Consider the following 17,483-nt stretch of genomic DNA (forward strand, 5'->3'; position numbering starts at 1 on the left):
TAGCCCCAGGGGTTCCAAATTCAGCTACCCGTCCTCGTAGGTCGAAATGTCAAGGATTCGAGACTCCCACGGACGCAGCCAGTGGGGCTCACCCGGTTGGGCGTAATTGCCCAGAATCAGTTCCCCGGCTCCGAGATCAGACGGTAGTTCCAGGGCCTCGCCCGAAACGTTGCACTCGACCAGTAGCTGCTGGTCTCCGCGGCGGCGGCGGAAGGCGTACAGCACGGGATGCTCAGGATCGAGAAGATGAAAGTCGCCAAGCGCAACAACCGCCGATTCGTGCCGCAACTTGATGAGCTTTTGGTAGTAACGGTAGACAGACCGGTCGGAGCCCAAATCCGCCTCAGCATTTATTTCGGAAAAGTTCGAGTTCACCGGAATCCACGGTGTTCCGGTGGTGAATCCCGCGTTCCTCCCACTGTTCCACTGCATGGGTGTGCGGGCGTTGTCGCGGCTCATCGCGGCCAGCGCCTGCAGAGCTGCGGCCGGTCCTGAGCCGCGGCCTAGGGCATCGGCGTAGAAGTTCAGGGATTCGACGTCGCGGTACTGGTCAATGGCGGTAAACCCCGCGTTGGTCATGCCCAGCTCTTCACCCTGGTAGACGTAGGGTGTCCCGCGGTGCATGTGTAGCAGGGTCGCCCAGAGGGTCGCCGACTCGTAACGGTACTGCGCATCGTCCCCAAACCGGGAGACCTGCCGCGGCTGGTCATGGTTTCCCAGGTAAAGGCTGTTCCAGCCCGTTGCCGCTAGCCCCCGTTGCCATCTGTTCCAGCTCGTCTTGAGGTCCCTGAGGTCCAAGTCCCGGTACTCCCACTTGTTCCCCGGGCTCTGGTCCAGGCTGACGTGCTCAAACTGAAACACCATATCCAGTTCGCCTCGGTGCGGATCGGTGTACAGCAGGGCTTGGTCCACCGTTGCCCCAGGTGTCTCCCCCACTGTCAGGTACTCGCCGCTGCGGTCCGCAAATACGGCGCGCTGCATCTCCTGCAGGAATTCGTGGATCCGGGGTCCGGAAGTGAAATATGGCGACCCGTCGCCCCAGACGCCCCCGGGCTCCACCACGCCGTCGGGCAGCGCCGGATCCTTGGAAATGAAATTGATGACATCCATACGGAAACCATCTACGCCCCGGTCGACCCACCAATTCATCACGTCATGAACATCCGCCCTCACCCGGGGGTTTTCCCAATTCAGGTCCGGTTGCTGCGGTGTGAAGAGGTGCAGATAATACTGTTGGGTTAACGGATCATAGGTCCACGCCGATCCGCCGAAATGCGAGCCCCAGTTGTTGGGTTCGGCTCCGGGCTCCCCCGGGTCAAAGCCCGCCCTCGGATCCCGCCACCAGTAAGTATCCCGCTCAGCATTGTCCCGGGAGCGTTCGGATTCGCGAAAGGAAGGATGCTCGCTGGAGGTGTGGTTTACCACTAGGTCCATAATGAGCTTCATGCCCCGTGCATGGATCCCTTCCAACAGTTCGTCAAAATCGGTCTCGGTACCGAACATGGCATCAATCCGCCGGTAGTCGCTGATGTCATAGCCGTTGTCATATTGGGGCGACTGGTGGACCGGAGACAACCAGATCACATTCACGCCAAGTTCGGCAATGTAGTCCAGTTTTCCGGTAATTCCGGCCAAGTCGCCGGTTCCATTCCCGGTGCTGTCAGCGAAGCTGCGCGGATAGATTTGATAGACGACGGCGTTGGTCCACCAGGCCGGCCGGTCAGGATCCCTCATGATGACGCCTTTCGCTCAGCCCGGCTGGATGCCGGCGGCCCGCTGCCGCCTGCGGCCGCGGGACTGGAATGGGAGAATTTTACGTCGAAGGTCTTCTACAGGACAGAGGTGCCGGGTTCAGTGGTTCCGTCCCTGCCGGACCGTCCCCTTTTCCTTGCCATCAACTTTTCTGCGTCGTTAGTGTGGGCGCTACTTCGCCAGATCGGTCCCATATCAGGTGGACGTTTTCTGGATCCCGATCGTTTGGAGACACTGCCATGGCAACATTGACCGTTTGGAAATTCCCGGATTCAGGCGCGGCTGAACAAGCAACCGAGACCCTCTCCTCCCTGCAGTCGCAGGGATTGATCAACGTCCAAGATGAGGCCTACGTCACCTGGCCGCAGGATAAGAAAAAGCCCCGGACGGTCCAGGAACACAATTTGGTGGGGGCAGGAGCCCTGGGCGGCGGATTCTGGGGTCTGCTGTTTGGGCTGATTTTCTTTGTCCCACTCGTGGGCCTGGTGGTAGGGGCTGCAGTTGGTGCGTTGTCAGGATCCATGGTGGACGTGGGGATCGACGATAACTTCATCAAGCAGGTTCGCGCCGAAGTAACACCGGGGACATCGGCTTTGTTTGTTCTCTCCTCAGACGCGGTGGAAGACCGTGTCCTGGAAGCCTTTCGTAGCAGCTTCCCTGACGCGAAGCTGATCTACACCAACCTCTCCAAGGAGCAGGAAGCCAATCTGCGGCAGGCATTCGCCGACTAGTTTCCCCTTGCCGCTGCCGGCCTGCCGGCAACCCCATAACCGGCAACATCTGGGGCCGGACCGTCCGCGTCGATGGTCCGGCCTCCGTTGCGGGCGGTCCGGCAGAACCCATGGCGCGGGTGTGGCCCGTGCTGTCCCGTATCGTTGATGGGGATGATTACCAGACGCCAGGCCGCACTTGCCTTAGATATCCCCGTTGAAATGGCTACCCGCCACGGAATTCCCGCCCGCCTCACTGAGGACGAGCTTGACCAGCTGCAGTCGGCCCCGCCGGCATGGCTGGTCCAGTCCAGGGCAAACCGGACCGGAAAACGGCCGGTGTGGGTAGAGCTGGAGTGCGCAGCCTGCGGATACCGCGAAAAAGCGCGTCCCAAAAAGTGGTGGCCGGACTTCGCCTTCCTGGCGTGCGCGGACCACGACGACTCCGAGCTTCCCGAGGCGCCGGCCGGGCATGTCCGTGGTGAGTATGACGGCATCGGGAGCCGCTTCATGGGCTTTGTAGACGTCCCTGCCGAACAGGTTCCGGGCCGCTCACCAGCCTCGGACGGGCACTGAAGCCACCCCTTAGACGCTCCGGGCACTAAGAGACTCGAGACACCAAAAGACCAGGCGTGCTGCAGAGCACGCCTGGTCTTTTAGTGTTTATGCTGCCTAGCTGCCGGGAATGGCCAACCCGGTGCGCGCCATCGCGTCCTTGTAGGCGATCCGCATGGTCGCCAGGCCTTCTTCCTGCCGCTCGGCGGTGGCACCAAAGGCACGGCCGTCAACGGAACGCGCCTTGTAAATCTTGAAGCTGCGCCGGTAGATCATTCTGTTCTCAGTCTTGAGGAATGCTGCGCACAACCGCTGCGCCTCAGTGCCGTGGGCGACAATTGCCGAGGCCCGGGGCACCAGGGCCAGGAACCGCAGAAGCGGCTTCAGCCCCTCCTGGATCTGTTCCTTGGTCAGCTTCCCGTTCGGTTCCCCGGGAACGTACCACGGGTAGGTGTTCCACGGCATGACGTACTCCGGGCGCAGGCCCACCTGCCAGTGGACTCCCAGGAGCCGGGCAACGGCGTCGTCGTCACCCGCGGTGATAAAGCCCGACTTATGGGCAGTGCCGATGTTGGAGAACAGGCTCACAATGCGGGTCTCTCCCACGTCGTGCATGGGATCAACGTAGGGCACCTCGGTGCCGGGCTTCAGCGCCTTAAGCGAATCGCAGAGCTGATTGACTTCAGCGACGTTGTCATCGTAGCGACGGTTCCAGAGTTCTTCGGATTGTGTTCCATGGTCCAGGCTTTGCATAAAGTGGTGCGTCTCCTACAGGGTCGTATCGACCGGTTATAGCTCATGTGCCCGGACGGAGCACGTACGGGCGGATGCTGCCGAACCCGCGGCGCCGGTACGCGGCGGTATTCACGGACCCGCCTACAGCGGAGGGCCGGATGCGGTTCCTGACAACAGGTTTCCGGCTCCTGCCAGTCTAGCAATTCCTACCGCCCCTCCTCCCCCGCTCCATGGAAAGAGAGCCGAAAAGCCGGGACCGTGTGACCAACAACTCCCCGCCCAATGCCTGCGGTGAGGCCAAAGGCGCTTAGGTGCAGGAAGAGCGTTAAAGCAAAAAGCAGGAAAGACGCCCGAAAGGGTCTTTCCTGCTTTTTACTTTTATGGGTGGAGATGGGGGGAATTGAACCCCCGTCCGATGTCGTGTTGTCAGGGCTTCTCCGGGCGCAGTCTGCGGTGGATTTTCTTGGCCCCAGCTGTCATGCAGACAAGCAGCTGATCCGGGCCCAGCCGTCTAAGAGTCCCGAACACGCCAACGGCGAGCATGTTCAGCAGTGGCCCTCTAAATGACGCCAGGATCCGGGACGAGAGCATTCCCGGGCTGACGGACTATGCCCGCTGCTTAGGCAGCGAGAGCGAAGTCAGTGCGCTTTGAATCGGCACTTATTGTTTTACAAGGAGCGTTAACGAGATAACCCTGTATCCTCGGCCCGCTTCACCTGTCTCGACTAACACCGTCGAAACCTGTCATCCCCATTGTGTATGTACTTATCAAAATCCGGCACGCAAGCCGCACCGGTTGGTTAAGTGTAGCCCATCTCCACCGCTGCTGCGCAGGGCAACCCGGCTGCAGGCTGGTCCGCTAGAAGTGCAGGCCGAGGACGATGACGGGCATCTCCCACAGTTTGAGGACCACCCAGGAGATCACCACGAAGAAGACTCCAAGAATACTCACCGCGGTTTTTCCCGGCGCCCGGTGCCGCAGCGCCCACCCGAAGAGCGCCACATTGGCGCCCAGCAGGACCGGCGCCACCCACACCAGCAGAGATGCCAGATACACGTAATAGACGAAGAAGAACGGTACAACCACAAGGATCACCACCGGAATCACCGCCAGCACAATCAACAGATCGATGACGGTGACAACCCAGGCCCACACGGGAGCCCTCACTTTGTCTTCCGGAACGCTGTCCTCAGCCTGTAGCTCCCAGAAGGTGCCGCTCATCAGGCGCCCCGGTTTTTCTCCCGCATGTCCCGCAGGGCTTCCCTGTTGTCCTGCTTTTCACGCAGCGTCTGGCGCTTGTCGTAGTCGCGCTTACCCCGGGCCACGGCGATCTCCACCTTGGCGCGCCCATCCAGGAAGTAGAGCTGGAGGGGAACGATGGTGAAGCCGGTTTCCCGGGTTTTCTGCATGATTTTGTCCAGCTGCTCGCGGTGCAGCAGGAGCTTGCGGCGTCGTCTGGCCGAGTGATTGGTCCAGCTGCCGTTGAGGTACTCAGGGATGTAGGCGGCCTCGAGCCACAGTTCATCGTTGTAGAAGGTTCCAAATCCGTCCACCAGAGACGCCCGGCCCTCCCGCAGGGACTTGACCTCGGTTCCCATCAAAACCATGCCGGCTTCATAGGTGTCGAGGATCTCGTAATTGTGCCGGGCCTTGCGGTTGGTGGCCACAACCTTACGGCCACTTTCTTTGGGCACGGGGCAACTCCTTTACGACGAAGGGAAAACTCTATTGTAGGCCTACAGCAAGCCCATGGGGTCAACCAGGGCGCCGTTCAGCACCGTCTCAAAGTGCAGGTGGCAGCCGGTGGAATTACCGGTGGTTCCGACGTAACCGATGAGCTGGCCCGCATTGACCCACTGGCCAACTGAGACCACAAAGCTGGTCAGGTGATAGTAGTTCGTCGCAAGGGCAGCGTTGCCGACGACGCCGTGGTCGAGCACCACGCGGTTGCCGGTGCCGATCATGCCGTCGGGCTGACCCTGATCGGCACGATAGACCTCGCCGGAGGCCGGCGCGTAGACCGGAGCCCCACAGCCGGGAGCAAAGTCGATGCCTGAGTGCAGATAGCCGCCGGTGCCGAAGAAATCGATGGTGCCCGGCGGCGTCGCACGCCACCCGAACCCGGAAGAAATGGGGGCCTGCACGGGCAGGCTCAACCCGAAGGCAGACGGATTTGTGGGCGTGACCGACGGAACCTCCGGCACAGGAGCCGGCTTGTTGTTACGTGCTGCTTCTTCCGCGGCGCGGCGGTTCGCCTCGGCGATCCGGGCTTCCTCTTCCTTGCGTGCCTTCTCAAGGAGGGCGCGCTGGCGTTCAGCGATATCGGCCGTTGCCTTGGCTTTCGCTGTTTCCAGGGACGCAAGCTGGGCCTGAATGACTGGTTTCTTCGCTTCAAGGGCAGCGTTTGCGGCCGCAGTCTGCTCGATCAGGGAATCGACCTTGGCCTTCTCCGCCGCCGCCGAGTCGCGGGCTGCCTGTTCCAGTTTCAGGGCATCCTCAGCCTGGGCCTTGAGGTTGGAGATTTCTTCTTCCACCGCAGCCAGCCGTGCTTCGGAATTCACATTGGTGGCACTCTGCTGGGAGAGCTGCTGCATGGCTGCATTCTGGCCGCGCAGGACCTGCTCCGCCAGCCCCATGGAATCCGTGAGACTGTCGGCCCCGTCAGCGCCGAGGATCAATGAAAAGCTGGAGGGCACTCCACCGCTCTTATAGGCCTGCGCCGCGATCTGGCCGATGACTTCCTGCGTGTCATCCATGGCCGCCTGGTCCTGCTCAATCTGAGCGGAAATGGTGTTGCGGGTTTCCTGCGCGAGCGCCACCCGGTCAGTCAGCGCACTCACTTTTCCTGCCGCTGCTGAGACACGTCCTTCGGCATCCGCCAGGGCCTGCTGGGCACCGGGAAGCTGCTGCTGGTAGACCGCCAGCTCGGCAACCTTCCGGCTGGATTCGGCGTCGAGATACTCGTAGTTTTCCTGGACCTTCTGCTGCTCCGACTCGATGGCCGCTTTGCGGTCATCGAGTTCATCGGCAGAAGCTGTGCCGCTGAAAGCCAGCGTCAGGGCGAGCATGGCGGAGGCAACCACGCCGACCGTGGTTTTGCGCAGGGCAGGCCGCGAAGCCTCCTGCGAACCGGCGCTAAGCATTGATGTAACCATCCATGGGGTCTTTCAGCTTTCTCTCCAGAGTGAGCACACTCTAAACCTTTAAGTACCGTCGAAGCGTCAGCAGGGACGATACGCCTGCCAGCAAAGCCCCAACAATGAGTAGAACAGGGCTAAGGACCAGTACCTGCTGAGCCGAAATGAACGCTGTTGCAGGGTAAGCCTTGGCCAGGGCACCGATGAAGAAGTGTGCCACTGCCCACAGCGTACCCGATGCCAGCACCGCACCAATGACCGCGGCTATCACGCCTTCCAGAACGAAGGGCAGCTGGATCACAGCCTTGGACGCTCCCACCAGGCGCATAATACCGGTCTCACGGCGGCGGCTAAAGGCCGATAGCCGGATAGTCGTGGCAATCAGCAGGATGGCGCAGACCAGCATCACCCCGGCGATAATCAGGGCAATCAGCGACGCCATGTTCATGAAGGAGAAGACCTTCTCCAGAAGTTCACGCTGGTCGCTCACGGTTTCCACGCCGGGCATGGAGGAGAACGCCTCATGGATGACCTCGTATTTTTCCGGATCCACCAGGGACACACGGAAGGATTCCGGCAGCTGGTCTGCGGTCACGGAGTCCACCAGCGGGGAGTTGGCAAACTGCTCGCGGAAGTGGTTCAGCGCCGTCGCCTGATCCTCATAGTCCACTGAGGCAACGTACTGGGAGAAGGCCGGGGACTGAAGCTGCTGTTCAATGGAATCCCGCTGTTCAGCGGTGACCGGTCCGGAAGCACAGGAGGCTGTGGTTGAGGAATCCACGCACAGGAACACCGCCACCTGCACCTTGTCATACCAATAGCCCTTCATCTGCCCGATCTGCAGCTGCAGGAGCCCGGCCGCCCCCACGAAGGTCAGCGAGACAAAGGTCACCAGGATGACCGAGACGACCATCGAGAGGTTTCGCCGGATGCCTGATCCGATCTCGCCCAGGACAAATGCCAGCCTCATCCGGCGGCCCCCGCTCCGGTGGAGCCCGGTGAGCGGACTGCGTCGGCGGACTTGATAACGTTTTCCTGCGCGATCACTGCCCCCTGCTGTGTCTGGGGCGCGCCCAGATAGATGCCTTCGCGCTCGTCGCGCACTATCTTGCCGTGGTGCAGTTCCACCACGCGCTTGCGCATCGCGTTGACGATGTCGTCGTCGTGCGTGGCCATGACCACGGTGGTGCCGTTCTGGTTGATTCGGTCCAGGACCTTCATGATGCCCAGCGACGTGGTGGGATCAAGGTTTCCGGTGGGCTCGTCAGCCAGGAGGATTCCGGGCTTGTTCACGATGGCACGGGCAATGGCCACGCGCTGCTGCTCGCCGCCGGAGAGCTCATGCGGCAGCCGGTTGTCCTTGCCCTCCAGCCCCACGGTCTTCAGGACCTCGGGAACTGAATCGCGGATGACGGCCCGGCTGCGTCCGATCACCTGCATGGCAAAGGCCACATTGGCAAAAACGGTTTTATTCGGCAGCAGGCGGAAGTCCTGGAAGACGACGCCGATTCCCCGGCGCAGGCGCGGCACGCGCCAACTGGGAATCTTCGCTACGTTGGATCCCGCTACGTACACGGTCCCGCGGGACGCGTGCTCCTCCTTGAGGATTAGCCGGATGAAGGTCGACTTGCCCGATCCTGAGGCCCCGACCAGGAACACGAACTCGCCGCGGTCCACTTCGAGGTTCACGGAGTTCAGGGCCGGCCTGGAGTTGCGGTCATAGACCTTGGTGACGTTGTCGAAAGTGATCATGTCTGCTTAGCGCCCATCAATCGGCCGGGACACGGGCCTTGGTTTGGGAAAAGGGCGCCGGCTGTTCGACTATATCGACGGTTCCACCTGCAGCGGGAGATTCCTGCCGGTGTGTCGGAATCCGCTGCGGTTCCTACCGGCCGCTGGTTCCCCTGGTGCTACTTGCGGGCGGACACGCTGCCATGGGCGCGCCAGCGGATGCCGGCGTCAATGAAGTCGTCAATCTCGCCGTCGAACACCGCTGAGGTGTTGCCCACTTCATGCTCGGTACGCAGGTCCTTGACCATCTGGTACGGGTTCAGCACATAGGAGCGCATCTGATCGCCCCAGGACGCCTTCACGTCACCGGCGAACGCCTTCTTCTCGGCGTCTTCCTGTTCCTTCTTGAGCAGCAGCAGACGGGATTGCAGCACGCGCATGGCCGCAGCACGGTTCTGCAGCTGCGACTTCTCATTCTGCATGGACACTACCGTGCCGGTGGGAAGGTGGGTGAGCCGGACGGCGGAGTCGGTGGTATTCACTGACTGCCCGCCGGGGCCGGAAGAACGGAAGACATCCACGCGGATCTCGTTGTCCGGGATCTCGATGTGGTCGGTCGGCTCGATCAGGGGAATGACCTCAACAGCCGCAAACGAGGTTTGCCGGCGGCCCTGGTTGTCAAACGGGCTGATGCGGACCAGCCGGTGCGTACCGGCCTCCACCACCAGCGTGCCGAAGGCGTACGGTGCCTTGACCTCAAAGGTGGCGGACTTCAGTCCCGCTTCCTCCGCGTAGGAGGTGTCCAGGACAGTGGTGGGATAGCCGTGCCGCTCTGCCCAGCGCAGGTACATACGCAGCAGCATTTCGGCAAAGTCCGCTGCATCCACTCCCCCGGCACCGGAACGAATAGTCACCACGGCTTCGCGTGCGTCGTACTCGCCGGACAGCAGGGTGACCACCTCCAGCTGGGACAGTGACTTCCGCAGGGACGCCAGTTCCGTCACGGCCTCTGCTTTGGAATCGGCGTCTGCCTCGTCCTGGGCCAGTTCCACCAGGACCTCAAGGTCATCAATGCGGGACTGGATTTTCTCGAGCCGTTCCAGTTCCGACTGCCGGTGCGAGAGCTTTGAGGTGATCTTCTGCGCTTCGGCAGGGTCATCCCAAAGATCTGGAACCCCCGCCATTTCGCTGAGCTCTTCGATGTCCTCTTTGATCTTCGCTACATCGGAGACCTCCTCGATGGAAGCAAAAGTGGACCTGAGGGCGCGGATCTCCGCGGGAAAATCAATTTCAGCCATGGTGATTACAGCCTACGCCATGTGCCCGCGCCGCCGCTTTCCGGAGTTTTGGCCCCACTACTTACCCTCTGCCCCAGGCTGACGGTGCCGGGCCGCAGCACCGGATGCTGCCGGCCCGGACACAGCCGGAACGGGATTTTCCGGCACAGAAGTTTCCGGCGCAGAAGCAGTCTGCTTCTCCGGGGTCGGGGAGGGCGCCCCGGCGTCCTCGGCCGTCGTCACAAGAGGCTGGGATGCAGGCTGGAAAAGTGCCCGGTAGGCCAGGACGGCGCCGGCTGCCAGGACCAGGAAATACAGCGTGCCGAGCACCTGCCAGGTGAAGGGTGGCTGCCAGACACTTTCCTCCAGCATGCCCGGCCACCGAATAGTCTCCTCCAGCCCCACGGTATAGCGGCGAAGCACATACAGAAAGGCGTACAGATGGGCAGCAGCTGCGCCGGCGAGCAGCCAGCGGCCCGCTCTGCGGGCCACATCACCCGTGGGGAAAGCCACCTCCCGGAAAGCCACGCCGCAGGCCAGGAGCAGCAGCACGATGACGGCCAGCAGATAACGTCCCTGCCAGATCCAGCCGAGTTGCTGGATCACCTGTCCCTGCAGAATCGGCGGCAGCGCAAGGGCAGCAGCGATCAGAAGCAGTACTGCCAGCCGGTCACGCAGCTTCGGCGCTGCCAGGCCCATCAGTACAACTGCTCCCATAGCGGCATGCCAGAAGATGTAGACGCCCATGGGAAGGGGCGTGTCCAACCAGCCCATATAGCCGATATACCCGGACACGTAGTTGAAGCTTCGGTCCAGCATGATTTGTGCCGCGTCCAGCCGGCTTATGTCGACGGGCCGACCGGTCAGGCTCTTAAGGCTGTCCGCCTGCAGCACCCAGAGCAGGCCCAGCACACACCCGACGCCGATCACCGCGGTCATGGCCAGTCCCAGCCGGTTCTTGAGAACGGTGAGCAGCGGTTTGAAGCCATACATCATCAGCGGAACCAGTACGGCCATGGCCAGCCAGACCAGTGACAGCGACCGCGTGTTTGCCAGCACGGCCCCTGAAAGCCCCACCAGAACAATGTTGGTCCGCACTGACTTCAGCGCCGTCGTGTTCTCGAAGACAACACAAAGATTCAGGAAGAGCGCAGCCGTGGTGACGATCTCCAGTGCGTTGGGATTGATCGACCCGTTCAGGAACAGCACCATGGGAGTCAGCGAGACGATCGCCGCGGCCACCGGCCACCGGGGGCGGCGGAGACGGGCCGCAGCCCCTAGGGAAACAGCCAGGAAAGCCGCCCCGATGAGTCCGCTCACAATCCGCATCGCGTAGACGGCGGGCGCCCCGGACATGAACAGTGAAGGCCACCCCACCAGGAAGTAGTACATCGGGTTGTAATTGCCCGCGCTCGTCTCGGCGGCGGTCAACGCCGTGTCATCGGCGTCGACTACCGGGGCGCAATCGGCCGTGATGCTCCCGTCGTACGCGTGGCAGGCCTGCGCCGGGAGGTCAGCGATGTATCCGGGCACCTGAACGGTGGCACGGTCCCCTTGCTCGCCGCCGGACACGCCCAGGAGTTCACCGCGAACCACTGAAGCCGCCTTGATGGCATGGGCCGGCTCATCCGGCACTGCCATCAGCGGGGAAGCCAAGGCCCACAGCGTAGACAGCGCGGCGAGGACCAGGAAGGTCAGGGGAAGGAACAGCCGTCCGGCAAAGGACCGCGGGCGGACGCGGCGGTGCAGCACATTCATTCGTCGGTGTCCTACTCGTTTAATGGTCCGGTCGACTCCAGCTGCGCGGAGCCGACGCCTTGACGGTGACCAGTCTACTTGGCAGACAGAGGAACCCTTAGTTCAGCAAAATTCCGGTCAGGCGTTAGTCTTAGTGCACTCTTGGGGTCTGCCTGCCGGTCCGCCGGAGGCGGCAGATCCGGTTCAGCGACTAAGAAAAGATGCAATGGCTCTAAGCAGAATGGACAACGCGAAGGCTGCGGCGACCGCGTTCCTGGAACGCCGCGTGGTGAGATTTCTAGTTGTCGGAGGACTCTCCTTCGCCATCGATCTTGGCCTCCTGATGATCCTGCACGAGGTTGCAGGGGTTGCGTTGTGGATCGCCACGCCCGTGGCCTTCGTTACCAGTCTGGTGTTCAACTTCCTGATGCAGCGCCTCTACACCTTCAAAGCCACGAACAAGGGCCACGTCAGTGCCTTCAAATACGGGGCTCTCGTGGTGTTCAATATCGTCGCTACTGACGCCATTGTGCTGCTCTTCGCCGAGAGCGGGCTCACCTACGCCGCCGGCAAGGTGGTCTCTACGGCGCTCACCATGGTGTGGAATTTTTACATCTACAAGTATTGGATCTTTCCGGCAGCGGCCCCGGGTGCTGCTGCTTCAGCGGCAGTTTCCACTGCCCCTGTGGAATCGGGTGCGCAAGAGCAGTCCGGAAGCGAACCCGGACGGCTCCCCTGATGCCACTGGTCCATCCCGCGCCTAGCGTCTGACACACCGCTGGCCTTTCGGGGAATGCCCGTGCCCCGCAGTAGATTAAAAATGTCAGCACATGCCGAAGGAGCCGAATGTGAGCAACCGGAAAGCCACTGAAGAAGCTACTGAACCAACCACTGGAGCCGCGTCCGCTCTGCCTGTCCGCCACCCCGAATCGGGCCGCCGCTACTCCTTGGAAGAGCTCGAGCTGCTCGTAGGAGAGGGCGATCCCTGGGCCCTGGCGAAGATGGACGAGTGGAATGTTGATTTCTCCAATGAGTACAAAGGGCCGTTGAAGGACCGTTGCCCCGACCCGGAGTGTGACCAGTACGGTGAACCGGTCACACTCTGTTACGACGCTCGCGGCGAACTGCTGGAGATTGACCACGGAGGCCGGGGCCACGCACCCGCCGTCCAGACACAGGCGAAGGCGTCCTAGCCCGTCCCGCGCCTACTGGCTCAGGCGTGCCCGTGCCTCGCTGACGACTGTGATCGGTATCCCGTCCGGCACCAGGAAATTCACCAGCGGGGGATGAACGACGCCGGTCAGCACCACTTTGGCGGTCCGTCCGTCCATGGTTCCGGTTTCGCTGTCAACGGCGAGTCCCGGCAGGCGGTCGGCCGCGTTGGTCTGGGCCAAATAGCGGTTCACCTCCGCCTGGACCGCTGCCGGAGCTAACACGGCTTCCGGTCCTGCCCCTGAAACCGGCGCCGGTCCCAGGGAAAAGGTGTCAGCGGCGGCAAGGGCGGCGCCGTCCGCAGCGGAGAGCAGCTTCTTGTGGCCTAGATAGAGAGCCGAGGCGCCCATAACCACGGAGACCACCAATAGGCTCACCAGCACGTAGCCAATAATCAGGACTCCGATTTGACCCTCCTCACCGCCAGGACGAGATCGGGTCCGGACCCGCACATATGCGGCACTGTTCGGTGGGCTCATCCGTAACGCTCAACAATCTGGGTGGACGACGAGTCAACGCTCACCGGGGCAAAATCCATACCCGGAAGACCGGGATTCAGCGGCAGGGGGACATCGAAGCTCACCAGGGCCGTCACGGTGGACCCGGGTGACAGGCATTGCGCAGAACAGGAAATATCCAGCAGCATTTCTTCCGGCTGGAAGCCAAAATCAGTGAAAGCCAGTTCCGCCGCCACCCTGGCCCGCCGTTCGCCGGCCTCCGGGTCTTCTGCATCCGCATACACTTTCGCTGCCGATTCAGCGGCACCGACGGCGGCAAACGCCGCGCCCTGCACCTGCCCGGCCGTGACGATGAGGTACACCACGGGAACCAGCAACACGAGGCCGAGGAAGATGAATTCCACCAGGGCGCTGCCTTCTTCCCCTGGGCCTGTTCCGGCGTCAGCCGCCCGCAGCTGCATCCTGTCCCCAGAATCCATGACCGGTCACCTCCAATCCGTCGCTTGGTCCCAGGAAACCGATCATGGGAAGCGGTGCCCTCACGGTGACCTGCAGCATCCTCACACCGCTGACCGTTGTCTCTTCGAACGTCACGTCTTCGGCCAGCGAGTCATTCAGCGCAAGACGGATCAGCTCAGCAGTGCGCTGCACGCCGTCGGCCGGTGTGCGGTCAGCCAGCGTTCCGTAGCGCGCCCCTGACGCAGCCGCATCGATCAGCGTGTTCCTGACATGCAGGACCAGCGCGAGTTGGACAATCGACATGAACAACAGGGTTACCAGCGCGCCGACCATAACAAAGTCAACGACCGCCGACCCCGTTTCACCGCGCCCGCGGGAGCGCAGAGTGCTCAGGGATTGTTGACCTTGTCCATTGCTGCCTTGAACATGGTGGTCAGTGCCTCTTCTGCCATAAAGAGGATCACGGCTACCAACGTGGCTGACATGAGAGTGATCATCACCCACCCGGGGACGTCGCCGCGTTCGTGGTCCCCGCTTCTGAGGGTCTGACCGCCGCGGACGAGCAGCGAGGTGCCGAGCAGGAGCAGGAGCCGGGGTGCATGGATGGTGCGCATGGGGTGTTCCTTTCATTGGGTGTCCTAGAGTCCAATTCCCAGCAGGGAAAGACCGGGGAAAATCGAGAAGAGCACTGTCAGCGGAAGAACGCCAAAAACCAGAGGAACCATCATGGCAATCTCCTTCTTTCCAGCGCTTTCCATCAGGTCGCGTTTGGCCAGGTCCCGCACATCCTGGGACTGGGCGCGCATGACATCAGCGAGCGGGGTGCCGCGTTCAATGGCCACGGTGAGGCCGTCTACGAACCGGGACAGCGGAGCAAGCCGGACACGGTCAGAAAAGTGCTGCAAGGCACTGGTCAGCGGCACTCCGGATCGGGTTTCGGACAGGATCCGGGCGAATTCCCCCGCCAGCTCGCCGTGGGCGGTGCGCGCTATGCGTTCCAGGGCACCGTTGGCGCTCTCGCCGGCACCGACCGCGAGCGCCATCATTTCCGCCAGACTGGGGAACTCGGCGAGCATCCGGGTCTCCCGATTCCTGATTTGAGAGCTGAGGCGGTAGTCCCGAAGGACAAACCCCAGCACTGCTCCCATCACGGTGACGGCAACAACCCCTGGTATTCCCACCCGGCCCAGGCTGGCCAGCCACACAGCAATGACGCCGCCGGAGAGGAAACCGCCGCCGGTCCACAGGACCTGTTCGGCCCGGAAATCCAGGACCGTCAGTCCCTGTCCGGCTCGATCCAGGCGGCGTTCCAGGTCACGGGTGACCGGATTGAGGCGGTTCAGGCGGCGAACAGCCAGGTGCAGGGCCGGATGCAGGATCCGTTCCAGCGGGCCGAAGGGAGTGAGGTCCCCTGCCGGCTCAAGCAGCAGGCGCGAGCCGTGGCCCCCGGTGCGCAGCTGGGGCGCGATCCGGGTGGTGAACGTGACGGGCCGCAGCCAGGGCAGCCGCAGAGCTGCGAACCAAAGGGACGAGCCCAGGGCAATGCCGCAGAAAACAGCGAGGAACCACGGCGCCCTCACCGCAGCACCCGTTCTTCCTCCGGAAGGGCACCGATCCTGAGCATCAGCCGGTAGCAGACCACCGACACCACGATTCCGGTGGCCAGTACCGAAGCTCCTGCGGCCGAGTTGTAGGCGGCGATGGCTTCAGGACGGCTTGCTAAGAGCATGAGGACAATCCACGGGGCGGCAACGGCCAGGCGCGCAGCATTGACCGTCCAGGACTGCCGGGCCAGCAGCTCGCTCCGGGTCCTGGCGTTATCCCGCAGGAACTCATTAAGCGTGCCGAGCAACCGGCCTAAATCGGAGCCTCCCACTTCGCGGGTCAGGCGCAGTGCCTCCACAATCCGGTCAGCCACGGGATCCGCGAGGTTCGCTTTCAGCCTCGTGAGGGAATGGTCAAACGCTCCCCCGGATCTGTAGTCGGCTGCAAAGTCCCGGAAGGGCTGCCGCAGTTCCTGGGGCCCATTGTCCCCCAGCTGGATCAGCGCTTCCGGCAGGGACAGCCCGGCCCTGATAGCTGACCGCAGGTGATCCACGGCGTCCGGCCAGAGTTCTGCCCGGGAGCGTCGCTGCTTGCGGGCCTGCCAGCGGACCAGGAACAGCGGAACGCCTGACCCGAAGAGACCAAAACACGCAGCAATGGGAATGGCTCCGGTTCCGGCAAGCACCAGCAGGGCCACCAGCAATCCAGCTGCAATGCTGCTGGCGACAACTGCGCGGGGTGTCACCCGCTGGATTCCCGCCTGGAGCAGCTCATCTTCCAGCTTGCTGCTGCGGCGCGGGCGGGCCGGTCTAACCGGCACGACCCAGCAGGACCGCCACACCAGGAACAGTCCCAGCCCCAGCAACAGCCCTGCCGCGGCGCTCATGGCCGCACCTCCAGAAGTTCAGCCACATTGAACCCGGCACGGGCAAATTTTTCCGGTGCGGGCATGGACGCGGCGGTCACTTCCAGCCGGCCGTCGGTTCGCTGGAAAATGGAGGAGGATTCGATCACGCCGTTTCCACTCTGGTGCCCAGCGCCATAATCTCCATGACCTGGCGCTTGCCGGCGCCATTGCGGGCGCAGTGAACAACAAGGTCGATGCAGGAGGCAACGGTGGGAACCACGAAGGAACTGGAAATGTTCTCTCCGGCCAGCAGCGGGAGGGTGCAGATTTTGGTGATCGCGTCATGGGCGCTGTTGGCGTGCACGCTGCACATGCCGGGAAGCCCGGAATTCAACGCGATGAGCATGTCAAGGCTCTCCGCCTCCCGCACTTCTCCAACGATCAGGCGGTCCGGCCGCATCCGCAGGGCCTCCTTGACGAGCCTCCGCAGCGGAATCTCCCCCACGCCTTCCAAATTTGATTGCCGGCACTGCAACCCCACGACGTCCCGCAGCGGTAGTTGCAGTTCAAAGATCTCCTCCACCGTAACGACGCGCTCCCGCGGGCCAATGGAGGCACCCAGACAGTTCAGCATGGTGGTTTTGCCGGCCTGGGTTGCTCCGGAAACCAGAACGTTTAGTCCGCTGGCAACCGCCGCGCCAAGAAAGCGAGCCGCCTGCGGGGTCAAAGTCCCCAGCTCCACCAAGTGCTCAAGCCGGCTGGCCCGGGCAATGAATTTGCGGATGTTGACGGCCCAGTGGCGCCGGGTAATGTCCGGGATGACCACATGCAGGCGCGAGCCATCCGGCAGCGAGGCGTCGACAAACGGCGAGGAGAGGTCCAGCCGCCGTCCCGAGCTCTTAAGCATCCGCTCCACCAGGTCCCGCACCTGGTCCGCTGAGAGAGCCAGGGAGGTCAGCTCCGAGCGGCCGTCGCGGGCCGCGTAGATTTCCGTGGGCGAGTTGATCCAGACTTCCTCCACCGTGGGGTCATCCAAAAGCGGCTGCAGGGCCCCAAAACCGGCCACGGCATCAAACACACGGCGGCGGGCGGGCTCCAGCGCACCCAGCGGGGGCAGCGATCCGAGGAGGGACCGCTCGTCGTAGTCTGTGACGGCATCCTCCACAAGGCGCCGAACCTCAGCCAGTTGGCTGGCCGGGTCCAGACCGCGCAGACGGATCAGTTCCCGAACTTCGTCCTCCACTATTGCAACGGCGTCCACTGAGTTTCCCCCGGATTCAGCACGGAAAGGACGGGTGCGTTTGACCTTGCCGCGAGACTGGTGCGG

At 62.6% G+C, this 17,483-nt stretch carries 19 protein-coding genes, 1 other RNA gene and 1 pseudogene; 4 read left to right on the top strand and 17 right to left on the bottom strand.

All coding sequences use genetic code 11. The annotated features are described in order from the left end of the window. Positions 1-24 precede the first annotated feature (24 nt). Positions 25-1,734, bottom strand: coding sequence for a glycoside hydrolase family 13 protein (locus ABIB35_RS13405; RefSeq protein WP_354182157.1), 1,710 nt, complete (start codon positions 1,732-1,734; stop codon positions 25-27). 257 nt (positions 1,735-1,991) lie between these two features. Between ABIB35_RS13405 and ABIB35_RS13410 the strand changes: the two genes are divergently transcribed. Next, entirely contained in the window at positions 1,992-2,483 is a 492-nt protein-coding gene (locus tag ABIB35_RS13410) for a DUF1269 domain-containing protein (RefSeq protein WP_354182159.1), read from the top strand. Between the two features lie 153 nt (positions 2,484-2,636). Continuing rightward, on the top strand, positions 2,637-3,038 hold the full coding sequence (locus ABIB35_RS13415; RefSeq protein ID WP_354182160.1) for a hypothetical protein: 402 nt from the start codon (positions 2,637-2,639) through the stop codon (positions 3,036-3,038). 96 nt (positions 3,039-3,134) lie between these two features. Here ABIB35_RS13415 and ABIB35_RS13420 read toward each other — a convergent pair whose 3' ends face one another. The 9 genes from ABIB35_RS13420 to ABIB35_RS13460 all read right to left on the bottom strand — a co-directional run bounded on the left by ABIB35_RS13420 (position 3,135) and on the right by ABIB35_RS13460 (position 11,656). Then, on the bottom strand, positions 3,135-3,770 hold the full coding sequence (locus tag ABIB35_RS13420) for a uracil-DNA glycosylase family protein (RefSeq protein ID WP_354182162.1): 636 nt from the start codon (positions 3,768-3,770) through the stop codon (positions 3,135-3,137). A 364-nt stretch (positions 3,771-4,134) separates the two neighbouring features. Continuing rightward, positions 4,135-4,504: a transfer-messenger RNA gene (ssrA, locus tag ABIB35_RS13425) on the bottom strand. Between the two features lie 107 nt (positions 4,505-4,611). Beyond that, the gene (locus ABIB35_RS13430) at positions 4,612-4,974 is read right to left on the bottom strand and encodes a hypothetical protein (protein ID WP_354182164.1); all 363 of its coding nucleotides are present in this window, start codon (positions 4,972-4,974) and stop codon (positions 4,612-4,614) included. After that, positions 4,974-5,447 (bottom strand): SsrA-binding protein SmpB, encoded by a 474-nt coding sequence (gene smpB, locus ABIB35_RS13435; protein ID WP_354182166.1) that lies wholly within the window; start codon positions 5,445-5,447, stop codon positions 4,974-4,976. The genes ABIB35_RS13430 and smpB overlap by 1 nt, the downstream gene beginning before the upstream one ends. Positions 5,448-5,489: 42 nt before the next feature. Beyond that, positions 5,490-6,908 carry a peptidoglycan DD-metalloendopeptidase family protein gene (locus ABIB35_RS13440; RefSeq protein WP_354182168.1) on the bottom strand — a complete coding sequence of 473 codons (1,419 nt, stop codon included), beginning with the start codon at positions 6,906-6,908 and terminating at the stop codon, positions 5,490-5,492. A 40-nt stretch (positions 6,909-6,948) separates the two neighbouring features. Beyond that, positions 6,949-7,860, bottom strand: coding sequence for a permease-like cell division protein FtsX (gene ftsX / locus ABIB35_RS13445; protein WP_354182170.1), 912 nt, complete (start codon positions 7,858-7,860; stop codon positions 6,949-6,951). Then, positions 7,857-8,642, bottom strand: coding sequence for a cell division ATP-binding protein FtsE (gene ftsE, locus ABIB35_RS13450; RefSeq protein WP_354182172.1), 786 nt, complete (start codon positions 8,640-8,642; stop codon positions 7,857-7,859). The genes ftsX and ftsE overlap by 4 nt, the downstream gene beginning before the upstream one ends. Before the next feature lie 158 nt (positions 8,643-8,800). Further along, the gene (prfB, locus tag ABIB35_RS13455; protein WP_354182173.1) at positions 8,801-9,919 is read right to left on the bottom strand and encodes a peptide chain release factor 2; all 1,119 of its coding nucleotides are present in this window, start codon (positions 9,917-9,919) and stop codon (positions 8,801-8,803) included. A 57-nt stretch (positions 9,920-9,976) separates the two neighbouring features. Beyond that, entirely contained in the window at positions 9,977-11,656 is a 1,680-nt protein-coding gene (locus tag ABIB35_RS13460) for a DUF2142 domain-containing protein (RefSeq protein ID WP_354182175.1), read from the bottom strand. A gap of 205 nt (positions 11,657-11,861) precedes the next feature. On the opposite strand from ABIB35_RS13460, the gene ABIB35_RS13465 reads away from it, so the two are divergent. Both ABIB35_RS13465 and ABIB35_RS13470 read left to right on the top strand, forming a co-directional pair. Next, positions 11,862-12,374: a GtrA family protein gene (locus ABIB35_RS13465; RefSeq protein WP_354182176.1), complete on the top strand. Its 513-nt coding sequence runs from the start codon at positions 11,862-11,864 to the stop codon at positions 12,372-12,374. 109 nt (positions 12,375-12,483) lie between these two features. Continuing rightward, a complete protein-coding gene (locus ABIB35_RS13470) occupies positions 12,484-12,828 on the top strand; it encodes a hypothetical protein (protein ID WP_354182178.1) in 345 nt (114 codons plus the stop codon). Positions 12,829-12,840: 12 nt separating this feature from the next. Here ABIB35_RS13470 and ABIB35_RS13475 read toward each other — a convergent pair whose 3' ends face one another. From ABIB35_RS13475 to ABIB35_RS13505, 7 genes and pseudogenes are all read right to left on the bottom strand, one after another. Then, positions 12,841-13,230: a pilus assembly protein TadG-related protein gene (locus tag ABIB35_RS13475; protein WP_502915791.1), complete on the bottom strand. Its 390-nt coding sequence runs from the start codon at positions 13,228-13,230 to the stop codon at positions 12,841-12,843. 92 nt (positions 13,231-13,322) lie between these two features. Further along, positions 13,323-13,784: a hypothetical protein gene (locus ABIB35_RS13480; protein ID WP_354182182.1), complete on the bottom strand. Its 462-nt coding sequence runs from the start codon at positions 13,782-13,784 to the stop codon at positions 13,323-13,325. Beyond that, entirely contained in the window at positions 13,747-14,157 is a 411-nt protein-coding gene (locus tag ABIB35_RS13485; RefSeq protein ID WP_354182244.1) for a TadE family protein, read from the bottom strand. Before ABIB35_RS13485 ends, ABIB35_RS13480 begins: the two co-directional genes overlap by 38 nt. Next, positions 14,154-14,378, bottom strand: a complete 225-nt coding sequence (locus tag ABIB35_RS13490) for a hypothetical protein (RefSeq protein WP_354182184.1) — start codon at positions 14,376-14,378, stop codon at positions 14,154-14,156. The genes ABIB35_RS13485 and ABIB35_RS13490 overlap by 4 nt, the downstream gene beginning before the upstream one ends. Positions 14,379-14,402: 24 nt before the next feature. After that, entirely contained in the window at positions 14,403-15,344 is a 942-nt protein-coding gene (locus tag ABIB35_RS13495; protein ID WP_354182186.1) for a type II secretion system F family protein, read from the bottom strand. After that, positions 15,341-16,195, bottom strand: a complete 855-nt coding sequence (locus ABIB35_RS13500; RefSeq protein WP_354182188.1) for a type II secretion system F family protein — start codon at positions 16,193-16,195, stop codon at positions 15,341-15,343. Before ABIB35_RS13500 ends, ABIB35_RS13495 begins: the two co-directional genes overlap by 4 nt. Beyond that, a pseudogene (locus ABIB35_RS13505) lies at positions 16,192-17,417 on the bottom strand (TadA family conjugal transfer-associated ATPase). Before ABIB35_RS13505 ends, ABIB35_RS13500 begins: the two are co-directional and overlap by 4 nt. Positions 17,418-17,483: the final 66 nt, after the last annotated feature.

The organism is Arthrobacter sp. UYP6 (genome assembly GCF_040547315.1).
GTDB lineage: Bacteria > Actinomycetota > Actinomycetes > Actinomycetales > Micrococcaceae > Arthrobacter_B.